Source organism: Sulfurivirga caldicuralii, assembly GCF_900141795.1.
Lineage (GTDB): Bacteria > Pseudomonadota > Gammaproteobacteria > Thiomicrospirales > Thiomicrospiraceae > Sulfurivirga > Sulfurivirga caldicuralii.
On sequence record NZ_FSRE01000005.1, the window covers coordinates 20,668 to 37,146 of the forward strand.

General features: G+C 60.2%; 15 protein-coding genes. 8 read left to right on the forward strand and 7 right to left on the reverse strand.

The annotated features are described in order from the left end of the window. The first annotated feature begins 119 nt into the window (after positions 1-119). Positions 120-788 carry an NAD(P)H-dependent oxidoreductase gene (locus BUQ81_RS08405; RefSeq protein WP_074201968.1) on the forward strand — a complete coding sequence of 223 codons (669 nt, stop codon included), beginning with the start codon at positions 120-122 and terminating at the stop codon, positions 786-788. Positions 789-822: 34 nt separating this feature from the next. Further along, positions 823-1,380: a Uma2 family endonuclease gene (locus BUQ81_RS08410; RefSeq protein ID WP_074201969.1), complete on the forward strand. Its 558-nt coding sequence runs from the start codon at positions 823-825 to the stop codon at positions 1,378-1,380. A 65-nt stretch (positions 1,381-1,445) separates the two neighbouring features. Here the strand turns inward: BUQ81_RS08410 and BUQ81_RS08415 are convergent, their stop codons facing one another. From BUQ81_RS08415 to gpmI, 6 genes are all read right to left on the reverse strand, one after another. Next, positions 1,446-2,663: a malic enzyme-like NAD(P)-binding protein gene (locus BUQ81_RS08415; RefSeq protein WP_074201970.1), complete on the reverse strand. Its 1,218-nt coding sequence runs from the start codon at positions 2,661-2,663 to the stop codon at positions 1,446-1,448. Further along, positions 2,656-2,964, reverse strand: a complete 309-nt coding sequence (locus BUQ81_RS08420; RefSeq protein WP_074201971.1) for a nucleotidyltransferase family protein — start codon at positions 2,962-2,964, stop codon at positions 2,656-2,658. Before BUQ81_RS08420 ends, BUQ81_RS08415 begins: the two co-directional genes overlap by 8 nt. Next, positions 2,942-3,376, reverse strand: a complete 435-nt coding sequence (locus BUQ81_RS08425) for a nucleotidyltransferase substrate binding protein (RefSeq protein WP_074201972.1) — start codon at positions 3,374-3,376, stop codon at positions 2,942-2,944. Before BUQ81_RS08425 ends, BUQ81_RS08420 begins: the two co-directional genes overlap by 23 nt. A 143-nt stretch (positions 3,377-3,519) precedes the next feature. Then, the gene (locus BUQ81_RS08430; protein ID WP_074201973.1) at positions 3,520-4,932 is read right to left on the reverse strand and encodes an FAD-dependent oxidoreductase; all 1,413 of its coding nucleotides are present in this window, start codon (positions 4,930-4,932) and stop codon (positions 3,520-3,522) included. 12 nt (positions 4,933-4,944) lie between these two features. Continuing rightward, on the reverse strand, positions 4,945-9,420 hold the full coding sequence (gene gltB, locus BUQ81_RS08435) for a glutamate synthase large subunit (RefSeq protein ID WP_074201974.1): 4,476 nt from the start codon (positions 9,418-9,420) through the stop codon (positions 4,945-4,947). 105 nt (positions 9,421-9,525) lie between these two features. Then, positions 9,526-11,103 carry a 2,3-bisphosphoglycerate-independent phosphoglycerate mutase gene (gene gpmI / locus BUQ81_RS08440; protein WP_074201975.1) on the reverse strand — a complete coding sequence of 526 codons (1,578 nt, stop codon included), beginning with the start codon at positions 11,101-11,103 and terminating at the stop codon, positions 9,526-9,528. Positions 11,104-11,199: 96 nt separating this feature from the next. On the opposite strand from gpmI, the gene BUQ81_RS08445 reads away from it, so the two are divergent. The 4 genes from BUQ81_RS08445 to BUQ81_RS08460 are packed head-to-tail and all read left to right on the forward strand — an operon-like array spanning position 11,200 to position 13,398. Further along, entirely contained in the window at positions 11,200-11,652 is a 453-nt protein-coding gene (locus BUQ81_RS08445) for a rhodanese-like domain-containing protein (RefSeq protein WP_074201976.1), read from the forward strand. Next, positions 11,649-11,933 carry a glutaredoxin 3 gene (gene grxC, locus BUQ81_RS08450; protein WP_074201977.1) on the forward strand — a complete coding sequence of 95 codons (285 nt, stop codon included), beginning with the start codon at positions 11,649-11,651 and terminating at the stop codon, positions 11,931-11,933. The genes BUQ81_RS08445 and grxC overlap by 4 nt, the downstream gene beginning before the upstream one ends. Then, complete coding sequence (gene secB, locus BUQ81_RS08455) at positions 11,926-12,393, forward strand: protein-export chaperone SecB (protein WP_074201978.1); 468 nt, start codon at positions 11,926-11,928, stop codon at positions 12,391-12,393. Before grxC ends, secB begins: the two co-directional genes overlap by 8 nt. Positions 12,394-12,396: 3 nt before the next feature. After that, complete coding sequence (locus tag BUQ81_RS08460) at positions 12,397-13,398, forward strand: NAD(P)H-dependent glycerol-3-phosphate dehydrogenase (RefSeq protein ID WP_074201979.1); 1,002 nt, start codon at positions 12,397-12,399, stop codon at positions 13,396-13,398. 71 nt (positions 13,399-13,469) lie between these two features. Here BUQ81_RS08460 and BUQ81_RS08465 read toward each other — a convergent pair whose 3' ends face one another. Further along, positions 13,470-13,931, reverse strand: a complete 462-nt coding sequence (locus tag BUQ81_RS08465; RefSeq protein ID WP_074201980.1) for a tRNA (cytidine(34)-2'-O)-methyltransferase — start codon at positions 13,929-13,931, stop codon at positions 13,470-13,472. Here BUQ81_RS08465 and BUQ81_RS08470 point away from each other — a divergent pair. Then, positions 13,930-14,874 (forward strand): dihydroorotate dehydrogenase, encoded by a 945-nt coding sequence (locus BUQ81_RS08470; protein ID WP_074201981.1) that lies wholly within the window; start codon positions 13,930-13,932, stop codon positions 14,872-14,874. The genes BUQ81_RS08465 and BUQ81_RS08470 overlap by 2 nt on opposite strands. Before the next feature lie 10 nt (positions 14,875-14,884). Continuing rightward, on the forward strand, positions 14,885-16,078 hold the full coding sequence (tyrS, locus tag BUQ81_RS08475; protein WP_074201982.1) for a tyrosine--tRNA ligase: 1,194 nt from the start codon (positions 14,885-14,887) through the stop codon (positions 16,076-16,078). Positions 16,079-16,479 lie beyond the last annotated feature (401 nt).

The following is a 16,479-nucleotide window of genomic DNA, read 5'->3' on the forward strand; positions in this document are numbered from 1 at the left end:
GCTGCTCGGCCAGCTGTTTCAGATCGGCCCCCTGGGTCGCCGGGGGTGAGAAAAAGGTTCATTCTTTAGCGGTGTCTGAATAGACTTGTTGTAGGCAACAATCCCAAAGGAGCGAAACCATGACATTCTGTACCGATTCTCAGGCCCTCGATGTAATGCACTTTCGCCACGCCTGCAAGGTGATGGACGAAAACAGAAAGATTCCGGAGGAGACCTTTCAAACCATTCTGGAGGCAGGACGCCTCAGCCCCAGCTCGTTTGGCTATGAGCCGTGGAAGTTTCTGGTGGTGCAATCGCCCGCGCTGCGCGAGAAGCTGCTGCCGATCACCTGGGGTGCGCAGAATACCCTGCGCACGGCCAGCCACTTTGTGCTGATTCTGGCGCGCACGGCGAAGAGCATGCGCTATGACAGTGACTACATTCAGCACATGATGCGCGACATTCATCATCTTCCGCAAGAACATATTCAGAAGCGTGAACAGTTTTATCGCATCTTTCAGGAAGAGGATTTCCATCTGCTCGAATCGGAGCGCGCCATGTTTGACTGGGCCAGCAAGCAGACCTATATTGCCCTGGCCAACATGATGACCATCGCCGCCAGCCTGGGCGTGGACAGCTGTCCCGTGGAAGGCTTCAAGATGGATGCGGTCAATGAACTGCTCGCCAGCGACTTCGGCATCGACACCACAGAGTTCCGTATCAGCGTGATGTGCGCCTTCGGCTACCGCGTCAATGAAGCGAAACCCAAGACGCGCCAGCCCCTCGAAGATATTGTGCAATGGCATTAAGATAGCGCCATGCCTTAAAGGGGAGGTGAAAACCATGGGCGCCTTAAAGCTGTCTGATCTTGGCTATACCTATGCTGATTATGCCGCCTGGCCCGGTGACTGGGAACTGATTGAAGGCGTGCCGGTGCCCATGTCGCCGGCGCCAACCTTGAAGCATCAGCATATAGCCGGTGAGATCTTGTTTCAGTTTCGCAATCAACTGGAAAAGTGCCAGCAGTGTCAAGTGCTTCATGAAGTAGATTGGAAACTCAGTGAAGAGACGGTGCTGCGTCCGGATGTGGTGGTCACCTGCAAGCGTCAGCATGAGCAGTATCTGCTCCATGCACCGGAAATCGTCGTGGAGGTGGTCTCGCCCTCCACCGTGCGGCGGGACGAAGGGGTGAAGCGTCAGCTGTACGAGCAGGAAAAGGTTCTGTATTACGTGCTGGCCTATCCGGAAGATGGCCGCGCCAAGATTTTCCAGCTCCGTGACCGCACCTATGACAAGTTGGGCGATTTCATGGAAGAAACCGCCCGGTTTGATCAGCTGCCGTGTCCCTTGGCGCTGGATTTTGAGCGCGTTTTTTCAAGTCTTCAAGCCCCTCCTGATTAAAAGCTTGAAAATAACTATGTGCCCAGTAGGCGGAAGGGCAGGCTCACGGTTCCGCCTGCCGCCGGTCAGATGCGGGCAACGCCGCTGGCCACGGCGGCATCGTACACCGCTTTGGGCACCACGTCGAGCAGACGCGGATCGGTGGGTTTGGGGATGATGTAGTCGGGGCCGAATTCGAGGGATTCCAGCCCATAGGCATCCAGTACTACCTGTGGCACCGGCTGACGCGCCAGTTCGCTCAGGGCCTTGACGGCGGCGATCTTCATGGTCATGTTGATCTCGCTGGCGCGTGCATCCAGCGCGCCGCGGAAGATGAACGGAAAGCCGAGGACGTTATTGACCTGATTGGGGTAGTCCGACCGACCCGTGGCCATGATGACGTCGTCCCGTGCGGCTAGCGCCACTTCCGGGCGGATTTCCGGGTCGGGGTTGGCCATGGCAAACACGATGGGTTTCGGTGCCATGGTCTTGAGCCATTCCGGCTTGAGCAGGTCCTTTTGCGATACGCCGATAAAGACGTCGGCATTCTTCAGCGCATCTTCCAGCGTGCGCAGCGAGGTATCCAGTGCGAATTCGGCCTTGTAGGGATTCAGGTCGTCACGACCGCTGTGCACCACGCCCTTTGAGTCCACCAGGGCAATATTTTCCTTGCGCGCACCCAGTGCCAGCAGCAGCTGCAGAATGGCAATACCGGCCGCGCCGGCACCCACGCAGACGATACGGCTCTCCTCCAGCGTCTTGCTCTGAATCTCCAGCGCGTTGAGCAGGCCCGCCGCGGCGATGATGGCGGTGCCGTGCTGATCGTCGTGAAACACGGGAATGTCCAGCTTTTCCTGCAGCTGGCGCTCCACCTCAAAGCACTCCGGCGCCTTGATGTCTTCCAGATTGATGCCGCCGAAGGTGGGCGCCATGCGCGCCACGGTCTCTACCATGGCCTCGACCGTGGGGGCGTCGATCTCGATGTCGAAGGCGTCCACATTGGCGAAGCGCTTGAACAGCATGGCCTTGCCTTCCATCACCGGCTTTGAGGCCAGTGCACCGCGGTTGCCAAGGCCCAGAATGGCCGAGCCGTTGGAGATGACACCCACCAGATTGCCCTTGTTGGTGTATTCGTAGGCAGCAAGGGGATCCTTTTCGATCTCCAGCACCGGCTGGGCGACACCGGGCGTATAGGCCAGACTTAGGTCCTCCTGCGTTTCGCAGGGCTTGGTCAGGGCAACTTCAATCTTGCCCGGGCGGGGCAGGCGGTGATAATCCAGTGCTTTGCGTTTCAAGTCAGTCATGGGGGTTCCTTTCTGGTGCGGGGATTAAAACTTCATGGTGTTGACAAATATTTTCCTGCATTGTGGGGGGAAGGGTTGGCCAACTCAGCAAGTCCACACGAAAAGGCAGAGCACTGTTTTCCAGTGCTTCCTGGGCAAGAAAAATCGCCTGCTCATTATCGCTCATGGCAACCAGATCCAGATCTGATCCGGGGTGGGCTTTGCCGGTTACGCGGGAACCAAATGCCCAGATCTCCGTATCAGGGAGGTGGCTTTTCAAGAGGCGGATGAGGGTGTCCCTATCTTGTGGGCGAATAAGCATCAGGTGTTGTTCCGGTCAGCACTGAAAACAGTTTCTCAGCATCTGCAATAAAACGCGCCATTGCCTCAAGGGCCTCTTGCGCCTTCTGTTCGCTGTAGTCATGCGCCGTTTGCACCCGTAGGCGGGCGTAATACAACCATTCATCAATGGAGGAAGGCAGCAGCTGGTTTTCATTGGCCAGGCGCAGGATGGGATTAGGGCCATTGGGGACTTCGGCCAGCCCCACTTCATCCTGCAAGTAGCGTTTGAGCCCTTTCCAGAGGGCATCCCACGCTGTTTCAAAGCGGTGGATGACTGACTCCTGCACTGCCTCGCGGATAAGCGCAGGCGTTGATTCAGGCAGGGTACGCCAGTTGTCATATTGTGCCCGCAGATGAATCAATGCCCGGGCCAGTTTGCTGTAATCCGTCATGGCATGGCGCCTGTGTTAATGGAGGAGTGGGTTCAAATAGAATGAAAAACGCCCCAAAGGGCGTTTTGCATGGCCAGTGTGGCCGGTTTAGTGGGGGGCCGAAAAAATCGGCCCTGTAAAAAGTCGGGGACCCCCCTCCCTGGTTACACCTCGAGGTAGTTGAGAATGCCCTCGGCGGCCTTGCGGCCCTCGTGCACGGCGTGCACCACCAGGCTGGAGCCACGCACCATGTCGCCGCCGGAGAAGACTTTCGGGTTCGAGGTCTGGTAGGGGTAGTCGCTGTCTTCCGCAGCCGTCACCACGCCGCCCCACTCGTGCACGGCGATGTGGAAGTCCTTGAACCACTGCGGCGGGTTGGGCTTGAAGCCGAAGGCGACAATCACCGCATCGCAGGGGATGATTTCCTCCGAGCCGGGGATGACTTCCGGGCGGCGGCGGCCATTTTCGTCCGCTTCGCCCAGACGGGTCTGCACCACCTTGATGCCTTCCACCTTGCCGTCACCGATCACTTCCAGCGGGGTGCGGTTGAACATGAACTGCACGCCTTCTTCCTTGGCGTTGCGCACCTCGGCCGGTGAGCCGGGCATGTTGGCTTCGTCGCGGCGATAGACGCAATAGACTTCGTCCGCGCCCTGACGAATCGCGGTACGGGTACAGTCCATGGTGGTGTCGCCACCGCCCAGTACCACGACGCGCTGGCTCTGCAGGTTGATGTATTCGGATTCGTCTTCCAGCCAGCCTTCCAGCTTCTTGATATTGCCGATCAGGTAGTCCAGCGCCTTGTACACGCCCGGCAGATCCTCGCCGGGGAAGCCGCCTTCCATGGCCTTGTAGGTGCCCATGCCGAGGAATACGGCATCATATTCGTCCAGCAGCTGCTGGAAGGGGATGTCCTTGCCGATTTCGGTTTTGAGGCGGAATTCCACGCCCATCTCTTCCAGCACTTCGCGGCGCTTGCGCACCACCTTTTTCTCCAGCTTGAATGGCGGGATACCGAAGGTGAGCAGGCCGCCGATTTCGGGATGGCGGTCGAACACCACCGGCTTGACGCCGTTGCGGATGAGAATGTCCGCACACGCCAGGCCCGCCGGGCCGGCGCCGACGATGGCCACTTTCTTGTCGGTCATGGGCACCTGCGACAGGTCCGGACGCCAGCCCATCTCGAAGGCGGTGTCGGTAATGAAGCGCTCCACCGCGCCGATGGTGACGGCACCGAAGTTGGTGTCTTCCAGCGTGCAGGCCTTTTCGCACAGGCGGTCCTGCGGGCAGATGCGCCCGCACATTTCCGGCAGGCTGTTGGTCTTGTGGGAGATCTCCGCCGCCTCGAGCACATTGCCTTCCGCCACCAGCTTCAGCCAGTTGGGAATGTAGTTGTGCACAGGGCAGGCCCATTCGCAGTAGGGGTTGCCGCAGTGCAGGCAGCGATCCGCCTGCGCCATGGCGTGTTGCAGATCGAAGCTGCCGTAGATTTCACCGAAATCCTTGCGGCGCTCGTCGGCCGGCTTCTTGGGCGGCAGCTGGCGGTCAACTTCCAGAAATTGTCTGATATTTGGCATTCCAGTGTCCTCTTAGGCGGCTTTCTTGGCGAACATGTCCAGCAGTTTTTCCTTCGGAATGGCGCGCGGTTTCACCAGCCAGAACTGACCGATGTAGCGGCTGAATTGGCCGAGCACCTTCTGCCCGAAGGCACTGTTGGTTTTTTCCACGTACTCTTCCAGCAGCTGACGCAGATAGACGCGGTAGGCTTCCGTCTCTTCGGTATCGATGCGGATCGCCTCCACCATCTCACTGTTGAGATGATCGTGCAGTGTGTTGGCTTCGTCCAGCACGAACGCCATGCCGCCGGACATGCCGGCACCGAAGTTGACGCCCACGCTGCCGAGGCTGACGATGGTGCCGCCGGTCATGTATTCACAGCCGTGATCGCCGCAGCCTTCCACCACGGCGATGGCGCCGGAGTTGCGCACGCCGAAGCGCTCGCCCGCCGTGCCGACGGCCAACAGTTTGCCGCCGGTGGCACCGTACAGGCAGGTGTTGCCCACGATCGGGGTCACGTGCGGATCGAATTCACCGCCGGGCGCCGGGGTAATGACGATCTCGCCGCCGGCCATGCCTTTGCCCACGTAGTCGTTGGCGTCCCCCTCCAGATGCAGGTTGAGACCGTCCACGTTGAACACACCGAACGACTGTCCGGCGATCCCCTTGAACTTGACGGTGATGGGGGTGTCCTTCATGCCGTAGTTGCCCCAGCGCTCGGCGATTTCACCGGCGACGCGGGCACCGATGGAACGGTCGGTGTTTTTGATGTCATAGTGGAAGATGCCGCCGGACCTGGCTTCGATGGCGGGCAGCATGTCCTGCACCATGCGTTCTGCCAGCATGCCCTTGTCCCACGGGTTGTTGCGACTCACCTGACACACATGCGGCTTGTGTTCTGGCACGCCAGCATCGGTGATGAAGGCGGACAGGTCCACATTGCGCATTTTCTCGGTGGGCGGATTGTCGATCTGCTCCAGCAGATCCACGCGGCCCACCAGCTCCTCCAGCGAGCGCACGCCCAGTTTGGCCATCCATTCGCGCGTTTCTTCCGCCACGAAGCGGAAATAGTTCATCACCATTTCCGGCATGCCGATAAAGTGCTCCTTGCGCAGGCGCTCGTCCTGGGTGGCTACGCCCACGGCACAGGTATTCAGATGACAGATGCGCAGGTACTTGCAGCCCAGCGCGATCATAGGCGCAGTACCAAAGCCGAAGCTTTCCGCACCGAGGATAGCCGCCTTGACCACGTCCAGGCCGGTCTTGAGTCCGCCGTCGGCCTGCAGGATCACCTGACCGCGCAGGTCGTTGGCGCGCAGCACCTGGTGAGCTTCGGCAATGCCCATTTCAAAGGGATTGCCGGCGTATTTCACCGAGGTGAGCGGGCTTGCGCCGGTGCCGCCGTCGTAACCGGAGATGGTAATCAGGTCGGCATAGGCCTTGGCTACACCCGCGGCGATGGTACCCACACCGGGTTCTGCCACCAGCTTCACGGAGATGAGCGCATTGGGGTTGATCTGCTTCAGGTCAAAGATCAGTTGCGCCAGATCCTCGATGGAGTAGATGTCGTGGTGCGGCGGTGGGGAAATCAGCGTCACGCCCGGCATGGAGTGGCGCAGCTTGGCGATGTACATGTCCACCTTGTGGCCGGGCAGCTGACCGCCCTCGCCCGGCTTGGCGCCCTGGGCGATCTTGATCTGAATCACTTCCGCGTTGCGCAGGTAGTGGGCGGTGACGCCGAAGCGACCGGACGCCACCTGCTTGATCTTGGACATCTTTTCGGTTCCGAAGCGGGCTTCGTCTTCGCCGCCCTCGCCGGAGTTGGAGCGGGCACCGAGGCGGTTCATGGCGGTGGCCAGCGCCTCGTGCGCCTCGGGAGACAGCGCGCCCAGGGAAATGCCGGCGGAGTCGAAGCGCTTGAGGATGTGCTCAACAGGTTCCACTTCGGCCAGCGGGACCGGCTCAAGATCCTTCCTGAAGGTGAGCAGGTCGCGCACGGTCATGGGCGGACGGTTGTTCACTGCATCCGCAAACTTCTGATAGGTGGCCTTGTCGCCGGTGCGCACGCACTCGCGCAGGTGGGTCACCACCTCCGGGTTGAAGGCGTGGTATTCGCCGCCGTGCACGAACTTGATCTCGCCGCCCTGTTCCAGAGTGCGGCGTGGATTGAAGGCGCGCTGGGCCACCTGCTTCAGGTCGTTTTCAATGTGTTCGAACTTCGTGCCTTCGATGCGGCAGGCGGTGCCGGTAAAGCACAGATCGACGATTTCCCTGCTCAGGCCGACCGCTTCGAACAGCTGCGCACCGCGGTAGGAGGCGATGGTGGAGATGCCCATCTTGGAGAGGATCTTGAACAGCCCCTTGTTGATGCCCTTGCGGAAGTTCTTGATGTAGAAGCTGAGGCTGTTGTTCTTGGACAACTCGCCGGTGCGCATCAGGTCTTCCAGGGTTTCGTAGGCCAGATAAGGGTAGACGGCGGTGGCGCCGTAGCCGATCAGCACCGCGAAGTGGTGCGGGTTGCGCGCCGTGGCGGTTTCCACCACGATGTTGGCATCCGGGCGCAGCCCCTCGTTCACCAGGCGATGGTGCAGTGCACCGGTGGCCATCAGCGCCGGAATGGTCAGCAGATCCGGCTCGATGCCCATGTCGGAGAGCACCAGAATGGTGGTGCCGTTGTGCACCGCTTCCACCGCGATATCGCACAGGTCGATGATCGCCTGCTTCAGATCCTTTTCCTTGGGATCATAGTGCAGGCTCAGCACAATATGACGGAAGCCTTCGTCGGTGGTGTTCAGCAGCTGGTTGAACTGCGACGGCGTCAGCACCGGCGAGCTCACATCCATGCGCCTGGCGTGTTCCGGGCCCTTTTCGAACAGGTTCTGCTCGCGGCCGAAGCTGGTGGCCAGCGACATGACAATGCTTTCCCGCAATGGGTCGATGGGCGGGTTGGTCACCTGCGCGAACATCTGGCGGAAGTAGTCGTACAGCTGACGCGGGCGCTTGGAGAAGACCGGCAGCGGTGCGTCGTCGCCCATGGACATGGTGGGCTCCTGACCGTCTTCGGCCAGGGTGCGCAGGATCATGTCGCGCTCTTCGAAGCTGACCATGAAGTATTTCTGATACAGCTCGGCGGTGATGTCGTCGAAACCGATGACCTTTTCGGATAGGTCGGGACGGTCCTCGATCGCCTTCATGCCGGCATCGAGCCAGTCGCGGTAGGGGTAGGCGTCCTTGAGCTGATCGTCGATATCCTGTGGACGCAGCAGCGTGCCGGTTTCCAGATCCACCGCCATCACCTGGCCGGGCTTGAGGCGTCCCTTCTCCACCACATCGGCTGGATCGTAGTCGTACACACCGATTTCGGAGGCGAAGGTGATGTTGCGGTCCTTGGTAATCACGTAGCGGGTGGGGCGCAGGCCGTTGCGATCCAGCGCGCAGATGGCGTAGCGGCCGGTGTTGAGCACCATGCCGGCCGGGCCGTCCCACGGCTCCATGTGCATGGAGGCGTATTCAAAGAAGGCACGCAGATCGGGGTCCATGTGCGGCACATTCTGCCACGCGGGCGGAATCAGCAGGCGCAGCGCTTCGAACATACTCAGTCCGCCCATGGTGAGCACTTCCAGCATGTTATCCAGCGAGCTGGAGTCGGAGCCTTCTTGCGATACCAGCGGGCGCAGGGTGTGCAGCTCGGGAATCAGCTCGGTTTTCAACTTGCTCTGACGTGCACGTGCCCAGTTGCGGTTGCCGCGGATGGTATTCAGCTCGCCGTTATGGGCCAGGAAGCGGAACGGCTGCGCCAGGCGCCACTGCGGCAGGGTATTGGTAGAGAAGCGCTGGTGGTAGGACACCAGTGCAGACTCGAAGCGCGGATCGTTCAGATCCAGATAGTACTCCGGCAGCTCCCTCGGCATTACCAAACCCTTGTAGGAGACCAGCTGGCTGTGCAGTGAGGCGATGTAGAAATCCTTGTCGTTGGGCTCAATGGCCATTTCCGTCTGACGGCGGGCCACGAACAGGGCACGGTTGAAGCTGTCTTCGTCCATGTCCGCAGGCGCGTTGACGAAAATCTGGCGGATGTCGGGCTCCATGCTCGCGGCCTGTTCGCCCAGCACCTCGGAACGCACCGGCACCTTGCGCCAGCCGGCCACCTGCAGCCCCTTGGCGGCGAGGTTTTCTTCCAGCGTCTTGATAGCGGTATCGCGCTTGGCGGCATCCTGACTCAGGAAAACCATGCCCACCGCCCAGGTGTCGCCGAGCTGGATGCCCGCGTCTGCCGCCGCATCCGCAAAGAAGGTGGCGGGTTTCTTGATCAACAGGCCGCAACCATCACCGGTGCAGCAGTCGGCGGCGACGCCACCGCGGTGGGTCATGCGCGCCAGGGATTCGATGGCGGTTTGAACCAGGCCGTGACTGGGCTGGTTGTCCATGTTGGCGATCAGGCCAAAGCCACAGTTGTCTTTTTCGAACTCGGGGCTGTAGAGCCCGGCAAGGGACTGCAGTGTGTTCATAGGGCACTGTTTCCTGTTTAGATCAATGACGCGACCGCCTGTCGGCGGCCGGACACAAGGGCGCAGCATTATACAGCTGCGCGCCACCCTTTTCAAATCAAACGCTTAGTCGCGTTCGGCGTGCATGCACAGGCTTTCGCCGGTCATTTCTTCCGGCTTGGGCAGCTCCATCACATCCAGCAGCGTCGGCATCACGTCGGGCAGGCCGCCGCCTTCGCGCAGGGAGCACTTCTTGTGGCCCACATAGATGAATGGCACCGGGTTGGTGGTGTGCGAGGTCAGCGCCTGACCGGTGAGCGGGTCGCGCAACTGCTCGATATTGCCGTGGTCGGCGGTGATGATGACTTCGCCATCGGCTTCACGCAGGCACTCCATGATCTGTCCCAGCGCCTTGTCCACGGCCTCGACCGCCTTGATGCAGGCGTCGATATTGCCGGAATGGCCGACCATGTCGGGGTTGGCGATGTTGCATACGAAGGTGTCGTATTTGCCGGAACGGATCGCTTCGCACAGTTTCTCTGCCAGTTCAAACACACTCATTTCCGGCTTGAGGTCGTAGGTGGCCACCTTCGGGGACGGGATCAGAATGCGGTCTTCGCCTTCGAAGGGGGCTTCGCGACCGCCGTTGAGGAAGAAGGTGACGTGGGCGTATTTTTCCGTCTCGGCGATGCGCAGCTGGCGCAGGCCCAGCTTGCTGATCCACTCGCCGAAGGTGTTTTTCAGTTTCTGCGGCGGGAAGGCGACCTTGACGTTGAAGTTCTTGTTGTATTCCGTCATGGTGACGAAATCGGCCAGTTGCGGTGCCACACAGCGGTGGAATTCCGCGAAGTCCTTTTCGATGAACGGGCGTGTCAGCTGACGGGCGCGGTCGGCGCGGAAGTTGGTGAAGATGACGGTGTCGCCGTCCTTGACCTTGGTCACCTTGCCCTTCTTGTTGCGGATGGCGGTGGCGTGAATGAATTCGTCCGTTTCGCCGCGGGCGTAGGCCGTTTCCACCGCTTCGCGGGCGGAATCCGCCTTGTATTCCGCTTCGCCACAGGCAATCACGTCGTAGGCTTCCTTGATGCGCTCCCAGCGATTGTCACGGTCCATGGCGTAGTAGCGCCCGACAATGGAGCTGATGCGCACGCCTTTGAGCGGCTTGATGAATTCCTCCATCTCCTCGATGTAATTGAGCGCCGACCTGGGGGCCACGTCGCGGCCATCGGTAAACGCGTGGATGCGCACTTTGGCGCCCCGGTCGACAGCCATTTTGACGGTGGCCTTCATGTGGTCGATATGGCTGTGTACGCCGCCGTCGGAAAGCAGCCCAAGCACGTGCACGGTGCGGCCGGCTTCTGCCGCCTTGTCGATGGCTTCGGCGAGCACGGGGTTGTAGAAGAAGGAGCCGTCCTTGATGGCCAGGCCGATGCGGGTCAGTTCCTGATAGACCACGCGGCCCGCACCCAGGTTGAGGTGCCCCACTTCGGAGTTGCCCATCTGCCCGTCGGGCAGACCCACGACACCGCCGCTGGTGTTGATCAGCGTGTGCGGGTGGTTGTTCCACAGTTCGTCAAAAACGGGGGTGTTGGCCAGCGAGATGGCATTGTCGTCCGCCGGTTCGCGATAGCCCCAGCCATCCAGAATGATCAGGCCGGTGGGGCGATGCTTGACGGTGTACTTCTTCTTTTTGCTCTTGGACATGCGTTTGGTCCCGTATTCCTGTTTAATCGCTTTATTGTATAGGCTGGCACTGCTAAAATCAGCCGCTTGAGTGATTGGGCTGAACAAGGGAGCCACATGTTTCTGGAATTTGTGCAACAACAGTGGCCGCTGTTTGCGGCGCTGGTCATTATCGTGCTGTCGCTGGTGTACAGCTATATTGGCGACAGGTTGGCCGGCTATGAAAATGTCGACGCCAACCGCGCCACACGCCTGATCAACGATGGGGCTGCCGTGCTGGATGTGCGTACCGACAAGGAGTTTCGCGATGCGCGCCTGTTTGATACCGTGAACATTCCTGTCAGCCAGCTGAAAAGCCAGATTGAAAAGCTGCCGTTTGACAAGGATCAGCCTGTGGTGGTGTATTGTCAGACGGGGTCGCGTTCGGCGCGTGCAGCCGCCCAGCTGGCCAAGGCTGGCTACCAGCAGGTCTATAACCTGGCCGGTGGCATCATGGCGTGGCAGAGTGCCGGCATGCCGGTGGAGAAGGGTGTACCCAAAAGGGGCAAGCACAAGGGAAAAAAGTCGTGAGCGATACCAAACCCGGCGTAGTTGTCTATGCCACGCAAACCTGTCCCTACTGCACCATGGCGCGCCGCCTGCTGGATGACAAGGGTGTGCAGTACACGCTGATCGATGTGGGGCGTGACCGTGCGCTGTGGCAGGAGATGGAAGCATTGAGCGGGCGCAGTACGGTGCCGCAGATTTTCATTGGTGAAACGCACGTGGGCGGCTGCGATGATCTGCATGCACTGGAAGCCCGCGGCGAACTGGACAAGTTACTGGAACAGGAAGGCATATCTCATGAGTGAAGCAACCACGCAACAGCCCGAGCAGATTTTTACCATTAACAAGATCTATACGCGCAACGTCTCGTTCGAGTCGCCCAATGCGCCCGGCATTTTTACCGTCGAGTTTCAGCCGCAGCTGGAAGTGGACTTGAATGTTTCCAGCGAAGCGCTGGAGCCGGAAGAGGGCGTATTCAACGTGATCGTGCGCGTAACGGCCACGACGCGCATCGATGAGCATGTGGCGTTTCTGGTGGAGGTGGAGCAGGCTGGCATTTTTCAGATCAAGGGCTTTACCGACGCCGACATCAACTATCTGCTCGGTGTGCACTGCCCCAACATTCTGTTCCCGTATGCCCGCGAAGCCGTCAGTGATCTGGTCATCCGCGGCGGCTTCCCGCCGTTGCTGCTGGAACCGGTCAATTTCGAGGCCATGTACGCCGAGCACGTGCAGCAGCAACAGGCCGAGGCAACGCAGCAGTAAACGATGACGCGTCGCCTGGCGGTCCTCGGCGCAGGGGCATGGGGCACAGCGCTGGCCATTCATCTGGCGCGTGTCGGTCACCGTGTCTGCCTGTGGGCGCATAGCACCAGTCATGCCGAGCAGCTGAAGTTGCAGCGGGAAAATACGCGCTACCTGCCGGGCGTACCCTTTCCGCCCCCGCTCGATTCCACCGCCGATCTGGAAGAGGCCTTGGCGGAGGCGGACGGCGCGCTGATCGTGGTACCCAGTACGGCATTTGCCGGGTTGCTCGAGCGCATTCCCGATCAGCTGCTGCCCGCGCATCTGGCGTGGGCCACCAAGGGATTCGACCCGGCCACGCGGCGCATGCTGCACCAGGTGGTGGAGGCGCGCTGGCCCGCGCACCCCTATGCCGTTGTGTCCGGGCCCACCTTCGCCGAGGAGGTGGCCAAGGGGCTGCCCACTGCCATGGTGAGCGCTTCCCCGCGGCAGGATGAGGTAGAGTGGTGGGCCAGAGCCTTTCATCACGACCGCTTCCGCGTCTATTTTCAGGATGATGTGGTGGGGGTTGAAGTGGGCGGCGCCTACAAGAACGTCATGGCCATTGCCACCGGCCTCAGTGATGGGCTGGGCATGGGGGCGAATGCGCGGGCAGCGCTGATCGCCCGCGGGCTGGCGGAGATGATTCGATTCGGCACGGTGCTGGGTGCCCGCGCGGAGACCTTCATGGGTTTGGCGGGCGTGGGCGACCTGGTGCTGACCTGCACGGACAATCAATCCCGCAACCGTCGCTTTGGCCTGTTGCTGGCGCAGTCATCGGGCGATGTGGTCGAGGTGCAGCGCAAGATCGGGCAGGTGGTCGAAGGCGTGCGCGCCGCGGACATCATTTTTGCCCTGGCGCAGGAGAAAGGGCTGGAACTGCCGATCCTGGAGCAGGTGGAGCGCGTGGTCAGCGGCAAGACGACGCCGCAACAGGCGGCAGAGGCCCTGTTTGAGCGGGATTTGAAGGCGGAACGCATTATTTAGGCCGTTTTGCGCCCTTTTTATGGCATTTTGGCGGCGTGAAAAAACGGCGTGTAAAAAAGTCGGGGACCCCCCTATAGGGGCGCAAAATCCAGCTGGCGCCAGGCTTCATAGGCCATGACGCTGACGGCGTTGGCGAGATTGAGGCTGCGCGCGCCGGGCTTCATGGGCAGGCGCAGGCGGTGCGCGGAGTCGAAGCGTTCCAGCACCTCGTCCGGCAGGCCGCGACTTTCCGGGCCAAACAGAAAGGCGTCGTCGGGCACAAAGCGGGGCTCGGTGTAAAGGCGTGCCCCTCTGGTGGTCATGGCATAGACCGCGTGCGGTGAGATGGCCTCGATGCAGGCCTCCAGGGATGGGTGTACGCTAACGCGTGCCAGCTCGTGATAGTCCAGCCCGGCGCGGCGCACGCGTTTTTCGCTCAGATCGAACCCCAGCGGTTCGATCAGGTGCAGCCAGGCACCGGTATTGGCGCTGAGACGAATCAGTGCGCCGGTGTTCTGGGGAATTTCAGGTTCATAAAGAATAAGGTGAAGCATGGCGGATCTGTCGCTGGAGTTGTGCGGCGTCAAGTTTAACACGCCGGTGGCTATGGCCTCGGGCAATGCGGGCTATGGGCTGGCGTATCAGCGCGTCGCCGGCTTTGACCTGCGCGACGTGGGGGCGGTGTTTCTGAAAGGCACCACGCTCGAGCCCAAAAAGGGGAACAGGCCTGAGCGGGTGTGGGAGACGCCATGCGGCCTGCTGAACTCGGTGGGGCTGGAGAACCCGGGCGTGGATGTAGTGGTCAATGAACTGCTGCCCCAGCTGGACGTGGATGCGACCCGTTATATCGCCAATGTCTCCGGTTCGTCGCTGGAAGAGTATGCCGAGGTGACCCGTCGATTCGATGACTCGCCCGTGGCGGCCATCGAAGTGAATATTTCCTGCCCCAATGTGAAAAAGGGCGGGGCCGCGTTCGGCAATGATCCGGATATGGCGGCGCGGGTGACGGAGGTATGCCGTGCGGTCACCACCAAGCCGCTCATTGTGAAGCTGTCGCCCAATCAGACCGACATTGCCGAGGGCGCTCGTCGTGTGATCGATGCGGGGGCCGACATGCTCAGCGCCATCAATACGTTGATGGGGATGGCCATTGATATCGACACCATGCGCCCCACGCTGGGGAACAATCAGGGCGGCCTGTCCGGCCCGGCCATCAAGCCAGTGGCATTGCTCAAGGTGCATCAGGTCTATCAGGTGGCCAGGCCCCACGGCGTGCCCATTATCGGGCTTGGTGGCATTGCCACGGCTGAAGATGCCATTGAGTTTTTCCTTGCCGGCGCGAGCATGGTGGCCGTAGGGACCATGCTTGCCAGCGACCCGCTGCTGCTGAAAAAGCTCAATCGCGGCATTGCGGCCTATCTGGACAAAAAGGGGCTTGCCAGTGTGTCCGAACTGACCGGCAGGCTGCAGCTTAATACCGACACCGTATTATGTTGAGGGGACGCCCATGAAACCTGTGGAAGAACAACTGCAATTGATCAAGCGCGGCGTCGAGGAGATCATTCCCGAAGCCGAGCTGGTGGAAAAACTGAAGGAAGGTCGCCCCTTGCGCATCAAGGCCGGCTTTGATCCCACGGCGCCCGATCTGCACCTGGGGCACACTGTGCTGATCAACAAGCTTAAGCAGTTTCAGGATCTCGGGCACGAAGTGCTGTTTCTGATCGGTGACTTCACCGCCATGATCGGCGACCCTACCGGCAAGAGCGCCACACGCCCGCCGCTGTCCGAGGAGCAGGTGAAGGAAAATGCCAAAACTTACACCGAGCAGGTGTTCAAGATTCTCGACCCGGAAAAGACGCAGGTGGTGTTCAACTCCAGCTGGATGAATGACCTGAGCGCGGTGGATCTGATCCGTCTGGCCGGCACCACCACTGTGGCGCGCATGCTGGAGCGTAATGATTTCGAAGAGCGCTACAAGTCCGGCTCGCCCATTGCCATTCACGAGTTTCTCTATCCGCTGCTGCAGGGGTACGACTCGGTTGTGCTCGAAGCAGACGTGGAGCTGGGCGGTACCGACCAGAAATTCAATTTGCTCATGGGGCGCCATCTGCAGCAGCACTTCGGCAAAAAACCGCAGGTAACGCTCACCATGCCGATCCTGGAAGGGCTGGACGGCAAGCAGAAAATGTCCAAGTCGCTGGGCAACTATATTGGCATTCAGGACGCGCCCAATGAGATGTTCGGCAAGGTGATGTCCATTTCCGATGAACTGATGTGGCGCTATTTTGAATTGCTCAGCTTCCGCAGTCTGGAAGAGATCGAGCAGTTCAGGCAGGCTGTTGCAGCGGGAGAGAACCCGCGCAATATCAAGATCAAGCTGGCCATGGAGCTGGTGGCGCGCTTCCATGACGAAGCAGCTGCGCAGGCAGCCCTCAAGGACTTCGAGACGCGCTTCAGAAAGAATGCCATTCCCGAGGATATCCCGGAAGTATCCGTGCAGGGCCCGCTGCCATTGGCCAATCTGTTGAAGGAAGCAGGTCTGGTGGCCTCCACCTCCGAGGGGCACCGCATGGTCAAGCAGGGCGCGGTAAAAAAGAATGGCGAAAAGCTGACCGATAGCCGAGAAGCCGTCGCGCCCGGCACCGAGGGTGTCTATCAGGTGGGCAAGCGCAAGTTTGCCCGCGTCAAGGTGACGGCTTGAGGGCCCACTTCCGTAATAATTTATATAGAAATGTAGAGGCAAGGGCGCACATTGCGCCCTTTTTGTTGGGCGATCAGCCCCTCTGCAATAAAAAGTTACACATTCTTCTTGAACATTGAGCTGCTGTCCCTATAATACGCCTTCCCGACGAGCCGGGTCTGCACTGCGAAGTACTTGCCCCGGCTTTTCGGAAAAAAGATGCGAAAGGGACTTGAAAGCTTCTGACTGATCCCTATAATACGCATCTCGCTTCAGGGGGTAGCCTCTGGGGCGAACAAGCAGGATTGAGGCGCACCGGACGGTGCGAAAAAACTTCTCAAAGCCTCTTGAAAGTTCTTCTGGAGTCACTATAATACGCGCTCCGCCAACGACGACAGAGGTTGAGTTGGCGAGTGAAAAAA